The organism is Orientia tsutsugamushi str. Boryong, assembly GCF_000063545.1.
Taxonomy (GTDB): Bacteria; Pseudomonadota; Alphaproteobacteria; order Rickettsiales; family Rickettsiaceae; genus Orientia; species Orientia tsutsugamushi_C.
On sequence record NC_009488.1, the window covers coordinates 63,123 to 80,567 of the forward strand.

Genomic DNA, 17,445 nt, shown 5'->3' on the forward strand with positions numbered 1-17,445 from the left:
GCTCAGCATCAAGCATATTAAAACTGCTTCAAAGTAAAATTTCATTATGGAGATATTATTGAAAACAAGGCGGAAGGCTGGTTGATAGGTGAAGATGGACGTTCTGGAATTAAAGGAATCGTGGTAGATAAATCGTCTAACATAGCAAGCATGGCTGCATTAAATGGAGTATTTAGCAATATTGCTAAGTTTCTACAAGCTAAGGCTATTAAACCTGATATGCTACCAACTTTAAACCTAGTAGCTGGAGGTCATCAACAACAAGAGTTTCAGATTGGAGATGCGCTTCAGTCTGGAGCTTACTCTGGAGCTAGTAATGCTTTTGATAAGCTAGCTGATTTTGCTATAAAACAAGCTGATTCTATGAGCCCAGTCGTTCTTATTGCGTCAGGTAGAGTCATCGATGTTGTATTTAAAAAAGGTTTTGACTTACGTGAGCACAAGAAGAAGCCACATAATTTAACTTATTCACAATCAACTAACAATGAAAAAGTTAATTTGCATAATAAATTCGACCAATCACAAAAGTTAGAGGAGCATTTATAATGAAGTTTTTATTATTGCTATTGGGCTGTATGAGCCTAACAAGCTTCTTTTTCGAAAGTAATTTTGATTGTAAAATTCCTAAAGGGCAAAAATGTAAGTCTTTATATGAAATAAAGAAAATGGCTGCTCAAGGAGTTTTTGACCCTGATAATGTTGAGAAAGTTGAAACATCAAAAATTAAATCAAAAAGGCGTTGTGTTCTATACTGTAAGCGATCTAAAGCAGTTCAAGGTGTAGCTGTTGTTAACACTTCACCTAAAAAACCAAAAATGAGTGATATTGCAACTTAAAAATGATTTATGTGATAATATAGGTTAAATTACTATATCTCTGTACTTTACAAACACTTCAATGCCTGATACTAATGCTTCTGGTAGACTTATATGTCTTTGTCCTAAGCCAGGGATTCCAATACCTGTACCTGGTATATTCCGGTAGGATTTTGGGAGCCAGTACGCCTTGTAGATGTTACAAAGTCGCCAATGTGTATGGTAAGTCTTGGAGGTTTGTCATTTGGAAGTGCTACTCAAAAAGGCATGAAAGATGAGGCTGAAGGAAGTGCTTTTTATCACATTCATTGGTATGTCTATCCTGTGATTTATTGGCTGGAAATTTTGCTTGATTTTATTTGTCTGGAAATGGCTGCAGTCGATATAGCATATTTAACAGAGTTTGATCCATTATGGAGTGATGACGCTAAATCTGCGATTTTAAATCCAGAAACGCTGTTGTTTCAAAATGTAGCTGCTTATCAAGCATGTATAGCTGATTGCATGAGTTGCAGCGCTGGTTTATTAACAAGTGATTATGCTTTTTGGTGTGCTGAATGTCAAGGAATGCTTTACCCTTTTACTGGAACAGCTGCGGCGCATAATGGTGGAGTTGGAACATCTGTATTAATGGTAAGTAAGTTTATGGCTAGAATGCATAAGCAACTGATGTTATGGGGATATTATGGTTATAAAGGCTTATGTGGCAAGTATCCCATGCCTATTATGAAGAAAAGTCAGTATCGACTACAAATGACTTATCCGATTCCAGAAACCAGATCCTGCAAGAGCATAGGTCAAACAGAAGCTACATGGCAAGCTGGCAAAGAATTTCCAGTTAATGGTGAAGATTTTGGTTACTTGATTTGGCGAAAAAGAGATTACTGTTTGCTTTGATAAGGGTTAGAGAGGAATATGGTTATAAGAGTAATGATGTTGATAGTTTTATTATTTGTTAATAATGCTAATGCTTTTTTTTTGAACCAGCAAAAAACTTTTATTTTTGTCTCATTTTCAATGAGTGATGAGGCTTTAAAGAGCTATTTTAATGACTCTCAAAAGTTTGGAGCTCAATTGGTTATGCGTGGGTTAATTAATAACTCATTTACACAAACAAAGAATAAAACTATGGAGCTTGGTATTAGCTTCGATATAGATCCTAGCTTGTTTGAACAATATAAAATTGATGTTGTTCCTGTGATAGTAATAGATGATGAAAAAAGAGGATTAACCAAGAAATTAACTGGCCATATTCCTTTAGCAATAGCATTAGAAATTATGAATGAGAATACTCAATGAGATTATTATCTATATTAACTTTGATAGTGCTCAATATTAGCTGTTGTTTAGCTTCAATGCAAAGCAGTTATAATGAAGCTAGCAACTATAATGTAAATCTTGGAAATTCTTCAAATACACAAGAATTATTTCATCAAGGTAGTAATGTCAATTATCCTAACAATGATGAGGATTTAACCTACCATGGCCGTAATCAGCTTGGTACAGAAAGTGGGGCAATGTTATTTCAAGCTGAAAACAGTAAAAACAATGCCTTAACTCAACATAATATCAACGATCAAAATTATATGATAGCTAATTCAATGAGAATTGAATCTGATCCTTTAAGTGCCCTTGATAGCAGTAACTTCGTAACTCAGACAAGTAAAACTAATACTGAAATTATTCAAAGTTGTAATGAAGGTAGTAATTTTAACATTGAACTTATTCGAGAATTAAATGTTGAGTGCAGATTAGAGAATGTATGGCTTTCTTGGCAAAACCGGCAAATGGAATTTGCAACAGAAGAAATAGTAGAGAATCATAGTAATTGGCTTAATGGTCGTGCAGATTTCCATGACGTAGATAAAAATAATGAAAAAATATACAAGTTAGCAGGTGATAGCCAAATGGCTGCAAGACGAATGAGGAGTGCTGTTGCTGATAGGCTTGGCGTATCTATAGAGCATATTGGAACAAAGTTTATATTATATCAAAAGAGGTAAAATATGTATACTTCGCTATGACTACAGAGATAAGACTCAAGAACTAAGGGAAGTAGCAGAATATTGGCAAGTTGTAAAGCCTGAACTTGAACAATTAATAGAAAGTAATGAATGCTATGAGGTGAATAGACTCAACTATGAGAGTGGTGATAGAGTATTTTTTGACAAGTTTAGAGTCAATCGTTCATATTGGAAACAAAAGATTGTTTTTTCTTGTACTAGCGATCCAAAAGATGGTTGCAAACACCTTAAAATTCAAAATTGTGAATTAAAAACAGCACTTGCCAAAAATCAGTAGCAAATATTTGTTTACTATGGCAGCACGATTATAGCTGTTCAACTGAGAAGCAAACAATGCTACACTCATCATTGCGTAATAACTCAATTTTTTGTTTAGGAGGTAATTGCAACACTCCAACTATTATACCAAATAGAGATATAGCTAAAGTAGCTCATCTAGCAATGCTAAATCAGATGAGCAAGGACATTAAAACAAATCCCGTTTCTGTATTTTCAGGTAAACATCGAAAATGCAAAAAAGATGTATTTAGTTTTTTGAATTGCTGCTCTTCAATGACTGGCTGGGGGCGTGATATAGGCTTATCGCAATGCAAATCTAAGGAACAAGAATTAGCTCTATATAGAAAAAAAGGTTACTGCTATTACATTGGAACCTATTGTTCTTCAAGAATTCCGATATTGGGTATTTGCCTAGCTAGAAAGTCTACTTATTGCTGCTTTCAGTCAAAACTTGCAAGAATTTTTCAGGAAGAAGCAAGAAAGCAGCTAAAAATAGACTTCGGTACACCTGAATGTCCAAAGTGTAGAGGCCTTACTGTTGAAGAGTTACAAAAAGTTGATTTCACTAAAATCAATATGGATGAACTATTTGGAGATATACTCACTAAGGCTCAAAACAGCATGAACAAAGACATTATTGCAGGAATCAAAGATAAAGTTCATCGTATGCAACAAAACCAGCATTATTCAGGTACTTATTGAACTTGAAGAGTTGTAGTAATTGTGATTACTATATAATTAGTAATCATTATATTATATATTGCTTTGTACTCATATTTTAATATATAATAAATATATACATTTTATGTGTATGTTTTATTATATATTAAAATAGGGTGAAAAACTAATGAATAACGGTAATTTATTACATGAATTATATCATGCTGTTAGATATGATAATATAGGTAATGTGGAGAGTATTCTAGCACAAGATATGTCTTTGATCGATTCAATACATGATGCAGTATATGATGAGGGTGGCTTGGTTCTTGTTGTAAATGCTTCTGCGTTACATACGGCAGTCTTGTATAAACGCATAGATATAGCAACAATTCTATTGAATAGTGGAGCTAATCCAAATGTCAAAGATAAGGTGGGGTTTACTCCTTTGCATTATGCTCTCAGTAAATATAATGCAAATATGGTCATGCTTTTGTTAAATAATGGTGCTGATCCCAATGTACCATCATATGAAAACTGTATAACACCTTTACATTGTGTTGTTACATATGACTACTATAATACAGATAGAATAGAGCTTGTAGTAAGTAGAGGAGGAGGTAATATTCATGCACAGAAAAATAATGGTAGGACTGTCTTACATGATGCTGCTGAATATGGTCAAAGAGATATAGTAGAGTATTTATTAGCTAAAAATGCTGATGCTCTTTTAGGAGATAATAGTGGTAAAATTCCTGCACATTTTGCTGCCCAATATGGTTATAAGGATACAGTGAAGCTTTTTTTAGATAAAGATTATAATATAATAAATTTACAAGATAATGATGGTCAAACTGTTTTACATTTAGCTGTTTTAAGGTACTATGCATTCTTAAATAGAAAACCTAATGAAGAATATATAAGGTATGAAGAAAGGGGCTTCAGTAAGGATGAAAGGTTAGATGCTTTAGGTTATTCAGAGGAGTGGATAAACACGATGTATGACCATGGTGATATTGATTTTAGTTCAAAAAATAAAGATGGTTATACCGTTTTAGATTTAGCTTTAGCTATTGAATTAGATTTAGCTACTGAACATGACCAACATAAAATCTCAAAGCTATTGCAAGAAAAAAGGCTCTCATGGAGGGAAGAAGTAGTATATAATACAAATAAATTGCTACTAAAAACAGCTGAGGAGAAGAAAAAGATATCAGAAATATCAGAGGTATTAGAAAAAATAATATCAGAGGTATTAGAAAAAACTGATAAAGAGAAGAAGGTAGAGATATTAGAGATATTAGAAAAAAACGATAACAGTATTGATGTTTTGTTTGAATATTGGCATAACTTACCTACCGAAATGACTAATAAGATATTACACTACTGTGATGATGATACTTTAGTAGAATTCCAACATCTTAACAAAGAAGTTATGGGAGGCTGTACTAATTCATGAAATGATTTAAGATTTAACGACATCTATTTTTAGTTGTTTTGTTTTGATTTATTATGTTCTTAGATTTGTAGTAACTAGTATTATCGCAAGTAAGATAATAACTAATTATGGTTTATAGTTGAAGCATTTCAATCTTTGATTGTATCATGCTTCTCTTCTTTTACTAAACTTCATTTTAGATAGATATAAAAATAATGCAATAATAGACCTCTTTCGAAACTGGTTAACGTAGTTCAAAATTATTGCTGATAAATATCGAAATAGACATAAAAGATTTGGTCTTAGGTTTAATTTGATCTCTGGCATTTATAATTTTGAACTACGTTAACCAGTTTCGAAAGAGGTCTAATGAATCCATTAGCAATAATGCTAATTATGGGGCTACTTAATTACTTGTCGATAGAATTAGCTGATACTAACTCTTTGGCTACAGGGTTTTTATGGTACAATGATAAACATGGTCATGAGCTTGATGACTCTGCTGCTAATTCTAAGTTGATGAGTGTGGCTCATGACCAGAGAATCGAGGAATTAAAGGAGCAATTTAATCGAGCTCAGCGCGTATAGCGCTTGATAATCCAACGCTCGAAAATGTGATTACAGCTCAAAGATTGCAGAAGCAAATCATGGAGAAGGCTCATAAGTTTGCTACTATGTGGCAACTAGCTACTCTACTTGATTATCGGTTGATTAATGCTAATGAGCCAGCTAACAGCTTACATAGAAAGCTGTATCAAGAAAAATCAGAGCAGAAAAATGATTTCAAGCTCAAAAATATTGCTAAAAACTTGGGATTGATTCTGCAAGTTAAACAAGATTGCTTGCTCTGTAAAGCCTTTCTTCCTATTGTTCAGAGATTTGCTAATAAATATGAATTTCAGTTGCTAGCTGTCAGTAAGAATAATGAGTTACTGAATAAATTAAACCCTGAACACATTGTACCGGTATTATATTTAATTGCTGCTAATGGTAAGAAAATATATGCAGTAGCTAGAGGCATAATCTCTGAAGATAAAATTATCGACAATATTCTAGCAATCGATAGATATTATCATAAATTGGAGACTACATGAGCACCAAAATCAGAGTTTATGCCATTACAATGCTATTATTGCTACAAGCTCCAGTATCACTAGCTTGGAATATCGAAAACGTATTTCAAGGAATGAGTATTAATGTCACAAGATCTGGATCATATCAAGATCAAGCGGCTGGATATTATGCGGCTGGCGGATTATCTGCCAGAACAAGCCAAACATCATTTCAGCCATTTGCTATAACTCCACCATCTTTAAACATGAGCTGTAGCGGTATTGATGCCTATCTTGGTAGCTTCTCTGTTATTTCTGGAGAAGAATTAGTTCAATTGATGAAAAACATTGGTTCTCAAGCTAAAGTCTATGCTTTTTCATTAGGATTAAAAACCTTTGCTCCTCAAATTGAGAATGCTCTCAAAGACTTACGTAATCTAGCAATGGAGATGAATCAATTTGCTAAGGGAGATTGCAAATTAACAAAAGCATTATTTGCTACAGCTTTACCAAGAAACTCAGCTATGAGAGAAGCTGTTTGCCGTGATATACAGTCACAAAGCGGGTTTGATTATTTTGCTGCTGGTAAAAAATGTCGTAATTATTTAGATCAAAAACAAGCTCTGCGACAAGCACAAAATAAGGATTCAGAGTTATGCTGGATGATTATAACATCTTCACTAAAGCAGCAGCAAAGGTTGGAATACCATCAAATATGCGTGATTCAATCATGTCTATGACTGGCACTATCGTGGTTACAAACAATAATGTGTACTTTTTTGACTCCTTAGCTCAGGATGAAAAAAGTTGGATTAGTCATTTAAAAGGTGGAGAATCAGCTTCAATTTACAGCTGTGATAGTGTTAGTTGCCTGCATCCAAGCCTACAACGAAATATCACAATATCACCAGAGCAGTCTTATGCAGGTAAAGCTAAGCAAAAATTGACTGATCTAAAAAATAAGTTTGATAAGAATTCTGAATATAGCAACTCTGAAATAGCCTTTTTATCTTCGATTGGAGATATATTTCCAATTTATGATTATATCACATTAGAAGCTATTTCTGGAGTCACAATTTTAGAGATCTCATCAGAATTAATAGCTAGCTATACATTAGTTCAGCATTTGAAGGAAGTAATCACCGAAATACGTAGAGCCGTTACTTCACTAGGTGCTAAGCAAGTTTCGAATGAACATTTAGAAAGATATTTGAAGGAATTGAATCGAGTACAACTTTTTGCAAATGAAAAATGGACTAGCCTACAAACCGATGCAAGTCGAATAGATAAAAGGGCTAGATTAATAGAGCAGCATTTAATAGCGAAGGAGAAAAGTTAATGGATTACGTAATATACACATTTGGTGGTGGAGATCTGTTATGGCATGTGTTTAATGGCATAGGCAGAGGTCTTTGCTTCAAATAGCGAATACTTCACTCCAGTGGGTCACTTAGCCTTGACTATTGGTGGCATATGGGCTGCTACTAGGGCTATTTTTAGAGGAAATATCGGCATCTTTGCTATGGGAATGGTTTTTTCCATCGATATTTATTTTTACGCTGTTATTTGCCCCCAAATCTACTGTTTGGCTGAAGGATGAAGTATCAATGAGTGCGCCAGTAAAGGTTGATAATATTCCCATAAGTATTGCAATGTTTGCTTCTCTTTCATCGCAAACGAGTTACTTTGTATCTAAAATTGATGACTTTTTTGCTAAAAATGCTGAATTAGTCTTGTCTGAAGCGTTGAAGCTATATCAGGATGACAAAGATATCATAAAACTAATTCATACAATCATTTACTCTGATAATAGACAATTTGTAAAAGCTTTTAGAAACACCGCTGTATCAGGCATTAGACTTCTTTCGAAACTATACAATGATGTAAAATGGTGTTATAAAAATCTGATTTGAAGTAATAATGAAATTAGATCAGATTAAAGAGTTAAAGGATGAAAAATTTCGTCGATTAACAGTAGTAAGGAAGGGAACATTCTCAAAGATGGTGGATATTTTGAGGAAAGCTGATGGTGTTAAGAAATCAAAAGGAGGGCGTAAAAATAAGCTCAATTTGGAGGAACAGTTATTGATGGCCTTAGAATACCTTAGAGAATACCGTACTTATTTTCATATAGGTCAGAACTATGGGATTAGTGAAAGTTCAGCATATAAGGCTGTAAAATGGGTAGAAGACACCTTAGTTAAACACCCAAACTTTGCTCTTCCAGGTCGTAAAGCTCTAATGAATAGCGATATGAATTATGAAGTAGTCTTGATTGATGCTACTGAGAGTCCAATAGAAAGACCCAAAAAAAACAAAAATTCTATTATTCAGGAAAGAAGAAAAGGCATACACTAAAGACTCAAATAGTGGTAGACAAGAAAACACACCAAGTAATATGTACAGATTTTTCTAACGGTAAAAAACATGACTTTAGATTATTTAAGGAATCCAAAATTCTTATCCATCCTAAGATTAAAGCGATTACTGATACAGGATATCAAGGTATACAAAAAATTCACAATAATTCTGCATTACCAAAGAAAAAAAGCAAGAAAAATCCTTTAACTAAAAATGATAAAAAGAATAATCGTAGGTTAGCAGGAGAAAGAGTTGTCAATGAAAACGTTATTGGTATGCTAAAACGGTTCAAAATTATTGCTGACAAATATCGAAATAGACGTAAAAGATTTGGTCTTAGATTTAATTTGATCTCTGGCATTTATAATTTTGAACTACCTTAACCAGTTTCGAAAGAGGTCTATTATAAGCGAAAGCGCGCCTGAAACTTCTGCGGGAATTCAATCTACTCTTGGAAAGAATATTACTTCGCTACAATATTTAAAGCCTGGAGGTAATTTTAGCATCAAGGAATGGTTTAGTAATTCTGCTGAAACTGGGATGGCTATTTATCACAGCTACTCCAAGTCAAAGAGCTACTTTACAGCCACTTATTTCAGCATGGATAAGTATAGCTATCAAAGCTTTGATGTGTAGAAATCCTAATCATGATAACAAAAACATATGGTTTATACTTGATGAACTGCCAGCTCTACAAAAAGTTTCATCTTTACCAGTTGCTTTAGCTGAAAGTAGAAAGTATGGAGGCTGCTTTGTTGCTGGGTTGCAGAACATTCATCAATTAGAAGCAATATATGGTTCTGCTGAATGTGCTTCTATGCTTGATTTGTTTAATAGTAAATTTATTTTTCGAGTTAGCGATCAGGTTACAGCTTATAAATCAGCATTAACACTAGGTGAGCAAGAGATAATTGAAACTCAAGAAAACTTGTCATATGGATCAAATACTATGCGAGATGGAGTAAATATGAATAATGTTGAGCGTAAAAAGCTTTTAGTTATGCCATCTGAAATTATGAATCTACCAGACCTTACATGTTATGTAAAGCTTGTTGGTAACTTTCCCATCACAAAACTAACTATGAAGCTACAAAACTTAAATATAGCATATGTTTGGGGATATACATTGCTCAAAAAACTTAAGTTAGTGAATTATTAATTCAAGAATTATCCATGCTAACTTTTAAATTAACCACTTCTTCGTTTGATAACCCAGTATTTTCAGCAATAAATTCAACTGAAAAGCCAGCTTTTAATAAGTTCCTTGCAAGCCCTTGTGCAGCTTCAGCTCTGCCTTTAGTCTCACCAATCTCTATACCTTCAGCTCTGCCTTCAGCTCTGCCTTCAGCTCTGCCTTCAGCTCTGCCTTCAGCTCTGCCTTCAGCTCTGCCTTCAGCTCTGCCTTCAGCTCTGCCTTCAGCTCTGCCTTTAGCTTTGCCTTCATCAATATATTGTGCAGCAATTGTTCCCATAATCCTATCTCTATCCTCAATTGATAAATTTTCGTCCAGTAATTGTTTTAACCTAGGTTGTTCATTTTGACTAACCTTACTTATAGTATAATACAATAACGATCTTATGTAAAGAAAGCCCTCTTCTTTATCTTTTTGTACTATTTCTTGTAGTGTATTAAAGAATTTCGCCCATAGCTCTATTATATCAGGTTGATTATGAATATACTTCATAAAATGAACTAGTGCAGCAGTTGCTTTTCTTTTTATTTCACTATCTGGCATTGCTTGCCAATCGATTAATAAGTATTCAGAGCCCATCAACTCTTTAGCTAATTTAGGATCATCAAACAGTTCCCATAAGCTTCTCGGAGCATTAAATCGGTCAGCTCCATGATATACTACAATTGGTACAACAATTGGTAATTTTCCACGTTCTTTTTTACGCTTTTTAAGTCCTTTTTTATGCCTTTTTAATATTGATAATGTGTATTGCCATAATTTGAACGCAATCCAATAATCAGATCTTAATTCTGCCTCGATAAGCACATATATAAATGCATCATTATTATTTTTTGTTTTAACTGAAAATAGTACGTCACACATACTACGGCGTAGATTTGCTTCGACAAATGATTCTTGCTCAACTTTTATAGTATTTAAATCTAGTACGTTTTTAACTTCATTTGGTAAAAAGTCATTTATAAAATCCAGAGCTGCTTTTGGTTCATTCATTAAATCTTTAAATAGCCCATCATGTTTTAAATTTTCAGACATAATCTTGGTTGTATATTAGTTTGTATTGATTCATTTTTTTCAGTAAGTTTTCTTATTTCAGGGCTGATAATATTTCTAACAGCATATAATCCTTGTATGATGAAAATAAGTGAAATTGCAATAAAATAAAAGATTATAGCAATAGCACAAAAGAAAGCTAGTATACAGTATGTGTCCTTAGGCTGGTAGTCTGTACTCAAGATAAGTAACTAGCTTTTTTGAATAACTAAAAAAACCGAACGGTATTCTTAGGCTAAAAAGCCTGTATTTACAAGGTTGGTTTTGAGATATTTAACATAAAATTTGGTGATTATGAATAGTATAATTATAGGAATTGACGTTTCTAAACAGACGTTTGATGCAGCTGTGTTAATTAATAATAAAGTTCAAACAAGAAAATTTAATAATAATTCTGAAGGATTTAACAAATTAGTAACATGGTTAAAAAGCAGAGGAACTGGACATGTTTGTATGGAAGCAACAGGTATCTACTGGAAAAGCTTAGCGAAATATCTGTACGATTATGGCTATAAAGTGAGCGTAGTAAATCCTGCACGTATTAAAGGTTTTGCAATAAGTAAACTTAGTCGTACAAAAACAGATAAAGCAGACAGTGTATTAATCGCAGATTTTTGCAAAGCAATGAAACCGGAAGCATGGTATCCACAGCCGCCTTATATTCAAGAACTACAGCAGCTAGTTAATCGCTTGAATGTTTTAATTAATCATAAAACACAAGAAACAAATAGATTAGAAGGAGCTTCTAAAGCAATTGCTAATAATATTCAAATGCACATTGAATTTCTTGAAACGCAAGTTAAAGAAATTGAACAACTAATCAATGCCCATATTAAAAATAACAAAGATTTTCACGATAAAGCTATGTTGCTTGAGTCAATACCAGGTATAGGAGCAAAAACACAAGCTATAGTTCTTGCTTTTTTTGCAGATATTGAGAAATTTAGTTCTGCTAAACAAGTTGTAGCTTTTGTAGGTCTTAATCCTAAGCATCGTCAATCTGGTAGTTCTGTGCGTGGTGTCAGTAGAATCTCTAGAACTGGTAATTCAGATCTACGTAAGGCTTTTTATATGCCTGCTATGTCTGCTTTAAGACATAATTGTATTATCAAGCAATTTTCTCAACGTTTATCTGATAGTGGTAAACCCAAAATGCTTATCCTTATTGCTGCTATGCGTAAGTTATTACATATTATTTATGGTGTTTTAAAGCATAATTCTCCTTTTAATCCTAATGTTTCAATCTATCAGAAATAATAATTTTATAAAAAAGATGTAATTTTTTATAAAATTATTATTTCTTTTCTTGATTCTTATCACGGTATCTGAATGGATATTGGAAGCAGACATAAAAGGTTGCTTTAATAACATAAACCATGAATGGTTGCTGAACAATATTCCTATGAATAAAACTATTCTGCAGAAATTCCTTAAAACCAAATACTTGGAAACTGGTAAGACTTATTCAATCAAATCAGGTACTCCACAAGGTAGAATAATTTCACCCTTACTTGCGAATATGGCATTAGATTTACTAGGAAGATTATTGTTGGAAAAGTTTCAGATGAAGATAGCCTCAAGAAAACCAACTCTCAAAGTCAATTATATAAGGTATGCTGATGATTTTGTTATTACTGGACGATCAAAAGAACAATTAGAAAGTCTTGTATTACCGATAGTTAAACAGTTCCTTCTAGAACTGGTAAGCTTTTAATTAAGCCATCTAAAGCGAGTTTGCAAACTGTCATAAGAAAAATTGTAAAAGATAACAAAATGTCTACTCAAGCAGCACTTATTATGATGCATAATCCAATTATTAAAGGTTGGGACAACATATCACAGACATATAATAGATTAGAAGGAGCGTTTAAAGCAATTGCTAATAAAGAGATTAGGATAAGTAAAAGTATGAAAGGCATAATGCAAAAGGCCTGCAAATGCTAGGATATTTTAAGAATGTAATCGCTCTTTGAATAAAAACTATTATAAAGTTTTGTTATAGAAGAGCTCCTATTCAAGTTTTTAATGATAGTAAGAAATTAGTTGTTGTAATGAATAATAAAACCTTGTACGTTAGAATACTAAATTCACAATTATAGTGAGGTGGATACATTATGCGCAACAGTGATGACAGTGATATTGAGTCAAGTATAAATTCAGGAAGTAGTAGCGATTCAGGTAATAGTAGTGATAGTAGTGATAGTGATGATAGTATATTTGATTTAATACGCTATTGTCGTGATATTCATGATATTGAAAACTTGGTATCTAGGATTCATATTGATCCAGAGAGCCCAACAAGGATAACCGAGAGTGGTCGCACTACAATACATGCCGCAATAGCGTGTATAGATTCGCAATACTTGCCAGTAGTATTGTATCTCCTAATTAGAGCTGGTGTGCCTGTTAATGTTATGAGTAGGTATTCTTCTAATACGGCTGCACATATGTTGTCAGATAGTGGAGATGTGCACCTTACCTCTGCGAGAACATTACTCACGAGTGGGACAGATGTTGATATTAATATTCGGAACAACAATGGAGATACACCGCTGCATAATGCGTTACGGAATGGCGCTCCTAAAATTGCGCTTTTGTGGATAAACAGCGGTGCTAATGTAAATATTCTAAACAACAGTTCTTTGCTACCAACGCACTATGTGCAATCTCCAGATGTTATGAGGGTTTTAATCGATCATGGCGCAAACATAAAAGGACAGCTGATAAAAGGGAAGCTGGATACACCTCTGTGTCGTGCAATAATTTGTGACTATGTTGACGTAGTTGTCGAATTACTGAGAAATGTAAATCTGCTTGATTACACAGACGACGAAGCAGATTATCATGTAAAGTTAGCACAGTCGTACGAAGGTCGTGATACTGAAATACCGAAATTATTACGTGTTGCAGGACTGGATCGATCACCGGCGCCCTTATTCCAATTGTCAAATAAATGGCCTTTGCACGATGCAATACAAACTGGATCTATTGATAGCTTTATTGAATTGTTAGCTGCAAGAGACACATATAATATAAATCCTAATCAATTAAATGGTCATAAATGCTCTCCTATGCGTCTAGTATTGGAAACGAAAGATATAAAAGACATAAAAGACATAAATCAAGAATACACAGATCAAGCCTTCATGCTGAGAGCATTAATTGTAGCTAGAGCTAATGTCAATGAGACATCATATGAAGATGGAAGCCTACTACGTACTGCTATATGTAAACGTAATCCCAAAATAGCCAGTATATTAATTGCGGCTGGAGCATCAGTTACCAATGAAGATTCGTGTGAAGAAGATAATGACTTAGAATTAATGATGGCATCAGGCGACTATGATATGTCTGTATTCGACCGCAATATTAGTATTAGTAATCCACAAGCAAGGCTTATGGAGGCTGTAGAATCTGGGAACATACTCAATATTGAATATCTCATAACATGCCATCATGCTGATGTTAATGTATACGATGAATCAGATATACCAGTGATTTTTGCTGCTGCAAAATCTGGTGTATTTGAAGTAGTAAAACACTTGGTGTTATCACGTCATGCAAACCTAGATGTAAGAACTAATGATGGGCAAACAGCATTGCATTACGCAGTTTTGCCTCCTATGTTCGAAAAGTATGGCGTGCAAGGTAAATTAAAAACAATCACTTTCTTAAGTCATTATATTGATGTAAACTCTGTAGATGGTGGTGGATATACTCCATTACATAAAGCTATACAATGGTGTTTCAATGAAGCAGTAGATCTATTGATAGAAGAGCTAGGCGCAGATGTGAATCAGGCAGTTATTGGAAGAACAGAAATTACAGAGCAGATGATAACAGATGCGGTGTTAACCAATGACAGAACGTCAATAGCTGAACTGACAGCAACAAGTGATCGTGAACATACACAATATACACCTTTGCATATTGCTGCTGCATTTAAAAATTGCAATGTCATGCATGTGTTAGTTGAGAATGGGGCAATTCGTTCTGCAGTTAATCGTATTGGGGAAACAGCCATGCATATATCAGCTGGTGTTTCAGATATTGATTCAATGATTACATTAATTAAATTAGAAGCAAGTTACATCATACAAAATAAACTTAATGGCAGTACTCCAATACATATTATTGCAATGCTAGGATCGCTTAACCGCCTCTTGCAAAAGCTTGACAGTAATAATGATATCCTACAAAATGTTCCAACTAACAATGCTGGTAAAATTCCGGAGGAATATATGGCCATGTGGCCAGAGCAACTGCCGCCTGATGATGAGAGCACAGAAGCAAGTCTTAGCAGCGATGACGACGACGTTGGTTGCGACTTCGGTGGCGCAATGGAGCATGAACAGCATTATAATAGCTGAACCAGTATAAAACCAGTTATGTTATATACTTTTCGAATAGAGTATCTATGTCACAGTGATATTTCATTTTTCTTGATTTAGCTTAAAAGCATTTTTTCAATTCAGATCTACGTAAGGCTTTTTATATGCCTGCTATGTCTGCCTTAAGACATAATTGTATTATTAAGCAATTTTCTCAACGTTTATCTGATACTGGTAAACCCAAAATGCTTATCCTTATTGCTTCTATGCGTAAGTTACTACATATTATTTATGGCGTTTTGAAGAATAATTCTCCTTTTAATCCTAATGTTTCAATCCATCAGAAATAATAATTTTATAAAAACTTACATCTTTTTTATAAAATTATTATTTCTTTTCTTGATTTTTAACACGGTATCTTGAGTTTTTAATACATTATTGAAGTCATTTTTGACTGTGCAGACTATTGCTCCCTTATCTTCCAAAACTTTTTCTGCTTTTTCAGTATTTACGTCATTTTTAACTGCTAGAATGATCTTTTCTTTTGATTCTGGATTATAGTTTTGCAAATTTTCGGCTTCAATTGCACATAAGATTTTTCCTTCCACTCCAGCATGTTTAATGCTTAGAGCGGTTTTAGTATTATCTGTAAGAATTGTTATAGGAGAGTAGTCTGAATTTTGTTGAGCAATTTCAGCAAATGATCCACTAATTGTACCAATAGATTTTTCAGGAATATCAGCTTTATTACAGGTTTTTGAATTCAGGGCTAATATCTCAGCTCCAGTAATTTCACCTTTTTCATTTTTAACAAAAATAGTGAGTGCAGGCCAGGATTTTTGAGTCTCTTCATCAAAAACCATATTTGCTCTTAAATTAGGATTGTCAAAGATTTTTGAACTATAAATTTCTGTATGATTTTCTAAAAATTTGTTGACTGTTGTTACTTCCGCATTAGCTTTTTCCTTTTTGTTATAGTCGTATAGGGGCAAAGATTTTGCATATAATTCTTTAACGTCACTTTGATTAGGTATTTCAGATGATTTATTTTGTATTTCGTTCAATTTAATAAGTTTGGCAATTTCAGGTATTATAATCTGTCTAATAGCTTCAGCCCCATGAATTTGTAATAGGTCGTTGAAATCACCTTCTTGTGTTGGCATCACTTTTAACACCTTTGCTCCACTATTTTCGAGTGTTTTTTTCGCTTTATCAACAGTATTCATTGTTATAGAATTTTGTCCATCATTATCTGCCGCTATGATTATGTTTTCTCCTTCAAATGGTTGATAGTTCTTGAAATTATGTATGCCAATAGCAGCGATAATTTTTCCATTAATTCCTGCTTGTTTTAGACTTAAAGCTGTTTCAACGCCTTCTGTTATAATTGTTATAGGCGAATCATGTGGTGCCAATGGAGTAATTCTAACAAACGATTCGCTAATTTTGCCAAAAGCCCTCCTAGGGACTGAAATATCTGCCTTATCGCACGTTTGCGAATTCAAATATACAACTTGTACACCAGTAATTTTACCTTTCGCATTTCTTGAAAATGCTGAAAATGCTGGATAATTTTCATTCGTTTCTCTATCAAGAATTACACTTGCTCTCAAGTCAGAATTCATTGTAAAACAATCAATTCCTCTATGTTGTTCAAGATATCTTTTTACGATTTGAACTTCAGTATTATTAGTAAAATATAATGGAGAAGACTGATTATAAAAGTATTGAACTTTTCGAATTTTAGCTAGCTCATTTTGAGCAGCGTTTTGAGTGGTTTCTTTACGTTGGTAATTCTGCTTATAACTTGTTATTCCTACCATGCTTGTTAGATATTCCTTGGCTTTAACAAAATCACCGCCACGTTCTTTTCTGGCTAAGTCAAATAAATCTCCACCTTCGCCAGAACTAAAGTCATACCATTTTCCAGCATGCTTGCCACTAGTATTGACGACAATTTTCCCTGTATCTCCCCAACGTATTTCTCCACGTCTAGAGAAATGTTTATTAGGCTCTCCAAGCAAATCACAGGCTATGGTTTCTGCATGAGAAGCTATTTTATTTCTCAATTCTTCCATTAAATTATGATTGTTTGAATTATTGATTTTATCAGTCATACAGAACCTCACCTTCGCTAAATTTATTTGTATTTTTACCGTTTAAATGGTATAATATTTTTGCTGAGTGATTGTTGAGATAGTATTTCTGTTAACGAATCTTTCTAAGTTTCATAACTTTC

General features: G+C 33.6%; 11 protein-coding genes and 9 pseudogenes. 17 read left to right on the plus strand and 3 right to left on the minus strand.

Annotation, left to right across the window (positions count from 1 at the left end):
* Nucleotides 1–81 precede the first annotated feature (81 nt).
* The 12 genes and pseudogenes from OTBS_RS00315 to OTBS_RS00380 all read left to right on the plus strand — a co-directional run bounded on the left by OTBS_RS00315 (nt 82) and on the right by OTBS_RS00380 (nt 9,788).
* Complete coding sequence (locus OTBS_RS00315) at nt 82–546, plus strand: TrbI/VirB10 family protein (protein ID WP_011944248.1); 465 nt, start codon at nt 82–84, stop codon at nt 544–546.
* Nucleotides 546–836 carry a hypothetical protein gene (locus OTBS_RS00320; RefSeq protein ID WP_011944249.1) on the plus strand — a complete coding sequence of 97 codons (291 nt, stop codon included), beginning with the start codon at nt 546–548 and terminating at the stop codon, nt 834–836. Before OTBS_RS00315 ends, OTBS_RS00320 begins: the two co-directional genes overlap by 1 nt.
* Before the next feature lie 52 nt (nt 837–888).
* Nucleotides 889–1,712: pseudogene (locus OTBS_RS00325) on the plus strand (TraU family protein); the annotation flags it as partial.
* 18 nt (nt 1,713–1,730) lie between these two features.
* A complete protein-coding gene (gene trbC / locus OTBS_RS00330; RefSeq protein ID WP_011944256.1) occupies nt 1,731–2,114 on the plus strand; it encodes a type-F conjugative transfer system pilin assembly protein TrbC in 384 nt (127 codons plus the stop codon).
* Nucleotides 2,111–3,820 (plus strand): annotated as a pseudogene (gene traN / locus OTBS_RS10875) (conjugal transfer protein TraN). Before trbC ends, traN begins: the two are co-directional and overlap by 4 nt.
* A gap of 145 nt (nt 3,821–3,965) precedes the next feature.
* The gene (locus tag OTBS_RS00350; protein WP_011944257.1) at nt 3,966–5,237 is read left to right on the plus strand and encodes an ankyrin repeat domain-containing protein; all 1,272 of its coding nucleotides are present in this window, start codon (nt 3,966–3,968) and stop codon (nt 5,235–5,237) included.
* A 232-nt stretch (nt 5,238–5,469) separates the two neighbouring features.
* Nucleotides 5,470–5,565, plus strand: a pseudogene (locus OTBS_RS13590) (IS5/IS1182 family transposase); the annotation flags it as partial.
* A gap of 47 nt (nt 5,566–5,612) precedes the next feature.
* Nucleotides 5,613–6,310: pseudogene (locus tag OTBS_RS00355) on the plus strand (conjugal transfer protein TraF).
* Nucleotides 6,307–7,607, plus strand: a pseudogene (locus tag OTBS_RS00360) (conjugal transfer protein TraH). Before OTBS_RS00355 ends, OTBS_RS00360 begins: the two co-directional pseudogenes overlap by 4 nt.
* A pseudogene (locus OTBS_RS15625) lies at nt 7,607–8,124 on the plus strand (conjugal transfer protein TraG N-terminal domain-containing protein); the annotation flags it as partial. The pseudogenes OTBS_RS00360 and OTBS_RS15625, both read left to right, overlap by 1 nt.
* A 64-nt stretch (nt 8,125–8,188) precedes the next feature.
* A protein-coding gene (locus OTBS_RS10880; protein WP_157866281.1) for an IS5-like element ISOt6 family transposase occupies nt 8,189–9,012 on the plus strand; the annotation gives its coding sequence in 2 pieces (ribosomal slippage) (nt 8,189–8,576 and nt 8,576–9,012; 825 coding nt in all).
* A pseudogene (locus OTBS_RS00380) lies at nt 8,999–9,788 on the plus strand (type IV secretion system DNA-binding domain-containing protein). The gene OTBS_RS10880 and the pseudogene OTBS_RS00380 overlap by 14 nt, the downstream one beginning before the upstream one ends.
* A 1-nt stretch (nt 9,789) precedes the next feature.
* On the opposite strand, the gene OTBS_RS00385 reads toward OTBS_RS00380, so the two are convergent.
* Both OTBS_RS00385 and OTBS_RS18105 read right to left on the minus strand, forming a co-directional pair.
* The gene (locus OTBS_RS00385) at nt 9,790–10,857 is read right to left on the minus strand and encodes an Rpn family recombination-promoting nuclease/putative transposase (RefSeq protein ID WP_011944258.1); all 1,068 of its coding nucleotides are present in this window, start codon (nt 10,855–10,857) and stop codon (nt 9,790–9,792) included.
* A pseudogene (locus OTBS_RS18105) lies at nt 10,842–10,952 on the minus strand (conjugal transfer protein TraI); the annotation flags it as partial. The gene OTBS_RS00385 and the pseudogene OTBS_RS18105, both read right to left, overlap by 16 nt.
* A 211-nt stretch (nt 10,953–11,163) precedes the next feature.
* Between OTBS_RS18105 and OTBS_RS00395 the strand changes: the two are divergent.
* From OTBS_RS00395 to OTBS_RS00410, 5 genes and pseudogenes are all read left to right on the plus strand, one after another.
* The gene (locus OTBS_RS00395) at nt 11,164–12,132 is read left to right on the plus strand and encodes an IS110 family transposase (protein ID WP_080571778.1); all 969 of its coding nucleotides are present in this window, start codon (nt 11,164–11,166) and stop codon (nt 12,130–12,132) included.
* A gap of 79 nt (nt 12,133–12,211) precedes the next feature.
* Nucleotides 12,212–12,589, plus strand: a complete 378-nt coding sequence (locus OTBS_RS10060; RefSeq protein ID WP_157866283.1) for a reverse transcriptase/maturase family protein — start codon at nt 12,212–12,214, stop codon at nt 12,587–12,589.
* Between the two features lie 20 nt (nt 12,590–12,609).
* On the plus strand, nt 12,610–12,819 hold the full coding sequence (locus OTBS_RS10065; protein WP_050897484.1) for a group II intron maturase-specific domain-containing protein: 210 nt from the start codon (nt 12,610–12,612) through the stop codon (nt 12,817–12,819).
* Between the two features lie 170 nt (nt 12,820–12,989).
* Nucleotides 12,990–15,245, plus strand: a complete 2,256-nt coding sequence (locus tag OTBS_RS00405) for an ankyrin repeat domain-containing protein (protein WP_011944260.1) — start codon at nt 12,990–12,992, stop codon at nt 15,243–15,245.
* A gap of 98 nt (nt 15,246–15,343) precedes the next feature.
* Nucleotides 15,344–15,556: pseudogene (locus tag OTBS_RS00410) on the plus strand (IS110 family transposase); the annotation flags it as partial.
* A 15-nt stretch (nt 15,557–15,571) separates the two neighbouring features.
* Here OTBS_RS00410 and OTBS_RS00415 read toward each other — a convergent pair.
* Entirely contained in the window at nt 15,572–17,323 is a 1,752-nt protein-coding gene (locus tag OTBS_RS00415; RefSeq protein WP_041621062.1) for a toprim domain-containing protein, read from the minus strand.
* Between the last annotated feature and the right edge of the window lie 122 nt (nt 17,324–17,445).

Excerpts from the sequence above, each read along its gene's own strand:
- OTBS_RS00415 (WP_041621062.1), bottom strand. The coding sequence starts at position 17,323 with ATGACTGATAAAATCAATAATTCAAACAATCATAATTTAATGGAAGAA.
- trbC (WP_011944256.1), top strand. The coding sequence starts at position 1,731 with ATGGTTATAAGAGTAATGATGTTGATAGTTTTATTATTTGTTAATAAT.
- OTBS_RS00320 (WP_011944249.1), top strand. The coding sequence starts at position 546 with ATGAAGTTTTTATTATTGCTATTGGGCTGTATGAGCCTAACAAGCTTC.
- OTBS_RS00350 (WP_011944257.1), top strand. The coding sequence starts at position 3,966 with ATGAATAACGGTAATTTATTACATGAATTATATCATGCTGTTAGATAT.
- OTBS_RS00385 (WP_011944258.1), bottom strand. The coding sequence starts at position 10,857 with ATGTCTGAAAATTTAAAACATGATGGGCTATTTAAAGATTTAATGAAT.
- OTBS_RS00405 (WP_011944260.1), top strand. The coding sequence starts at position 12,990 with ATGCGCAACAGTGATGACAGTGATATTGAGTCAAGTATAAATTCAGGA.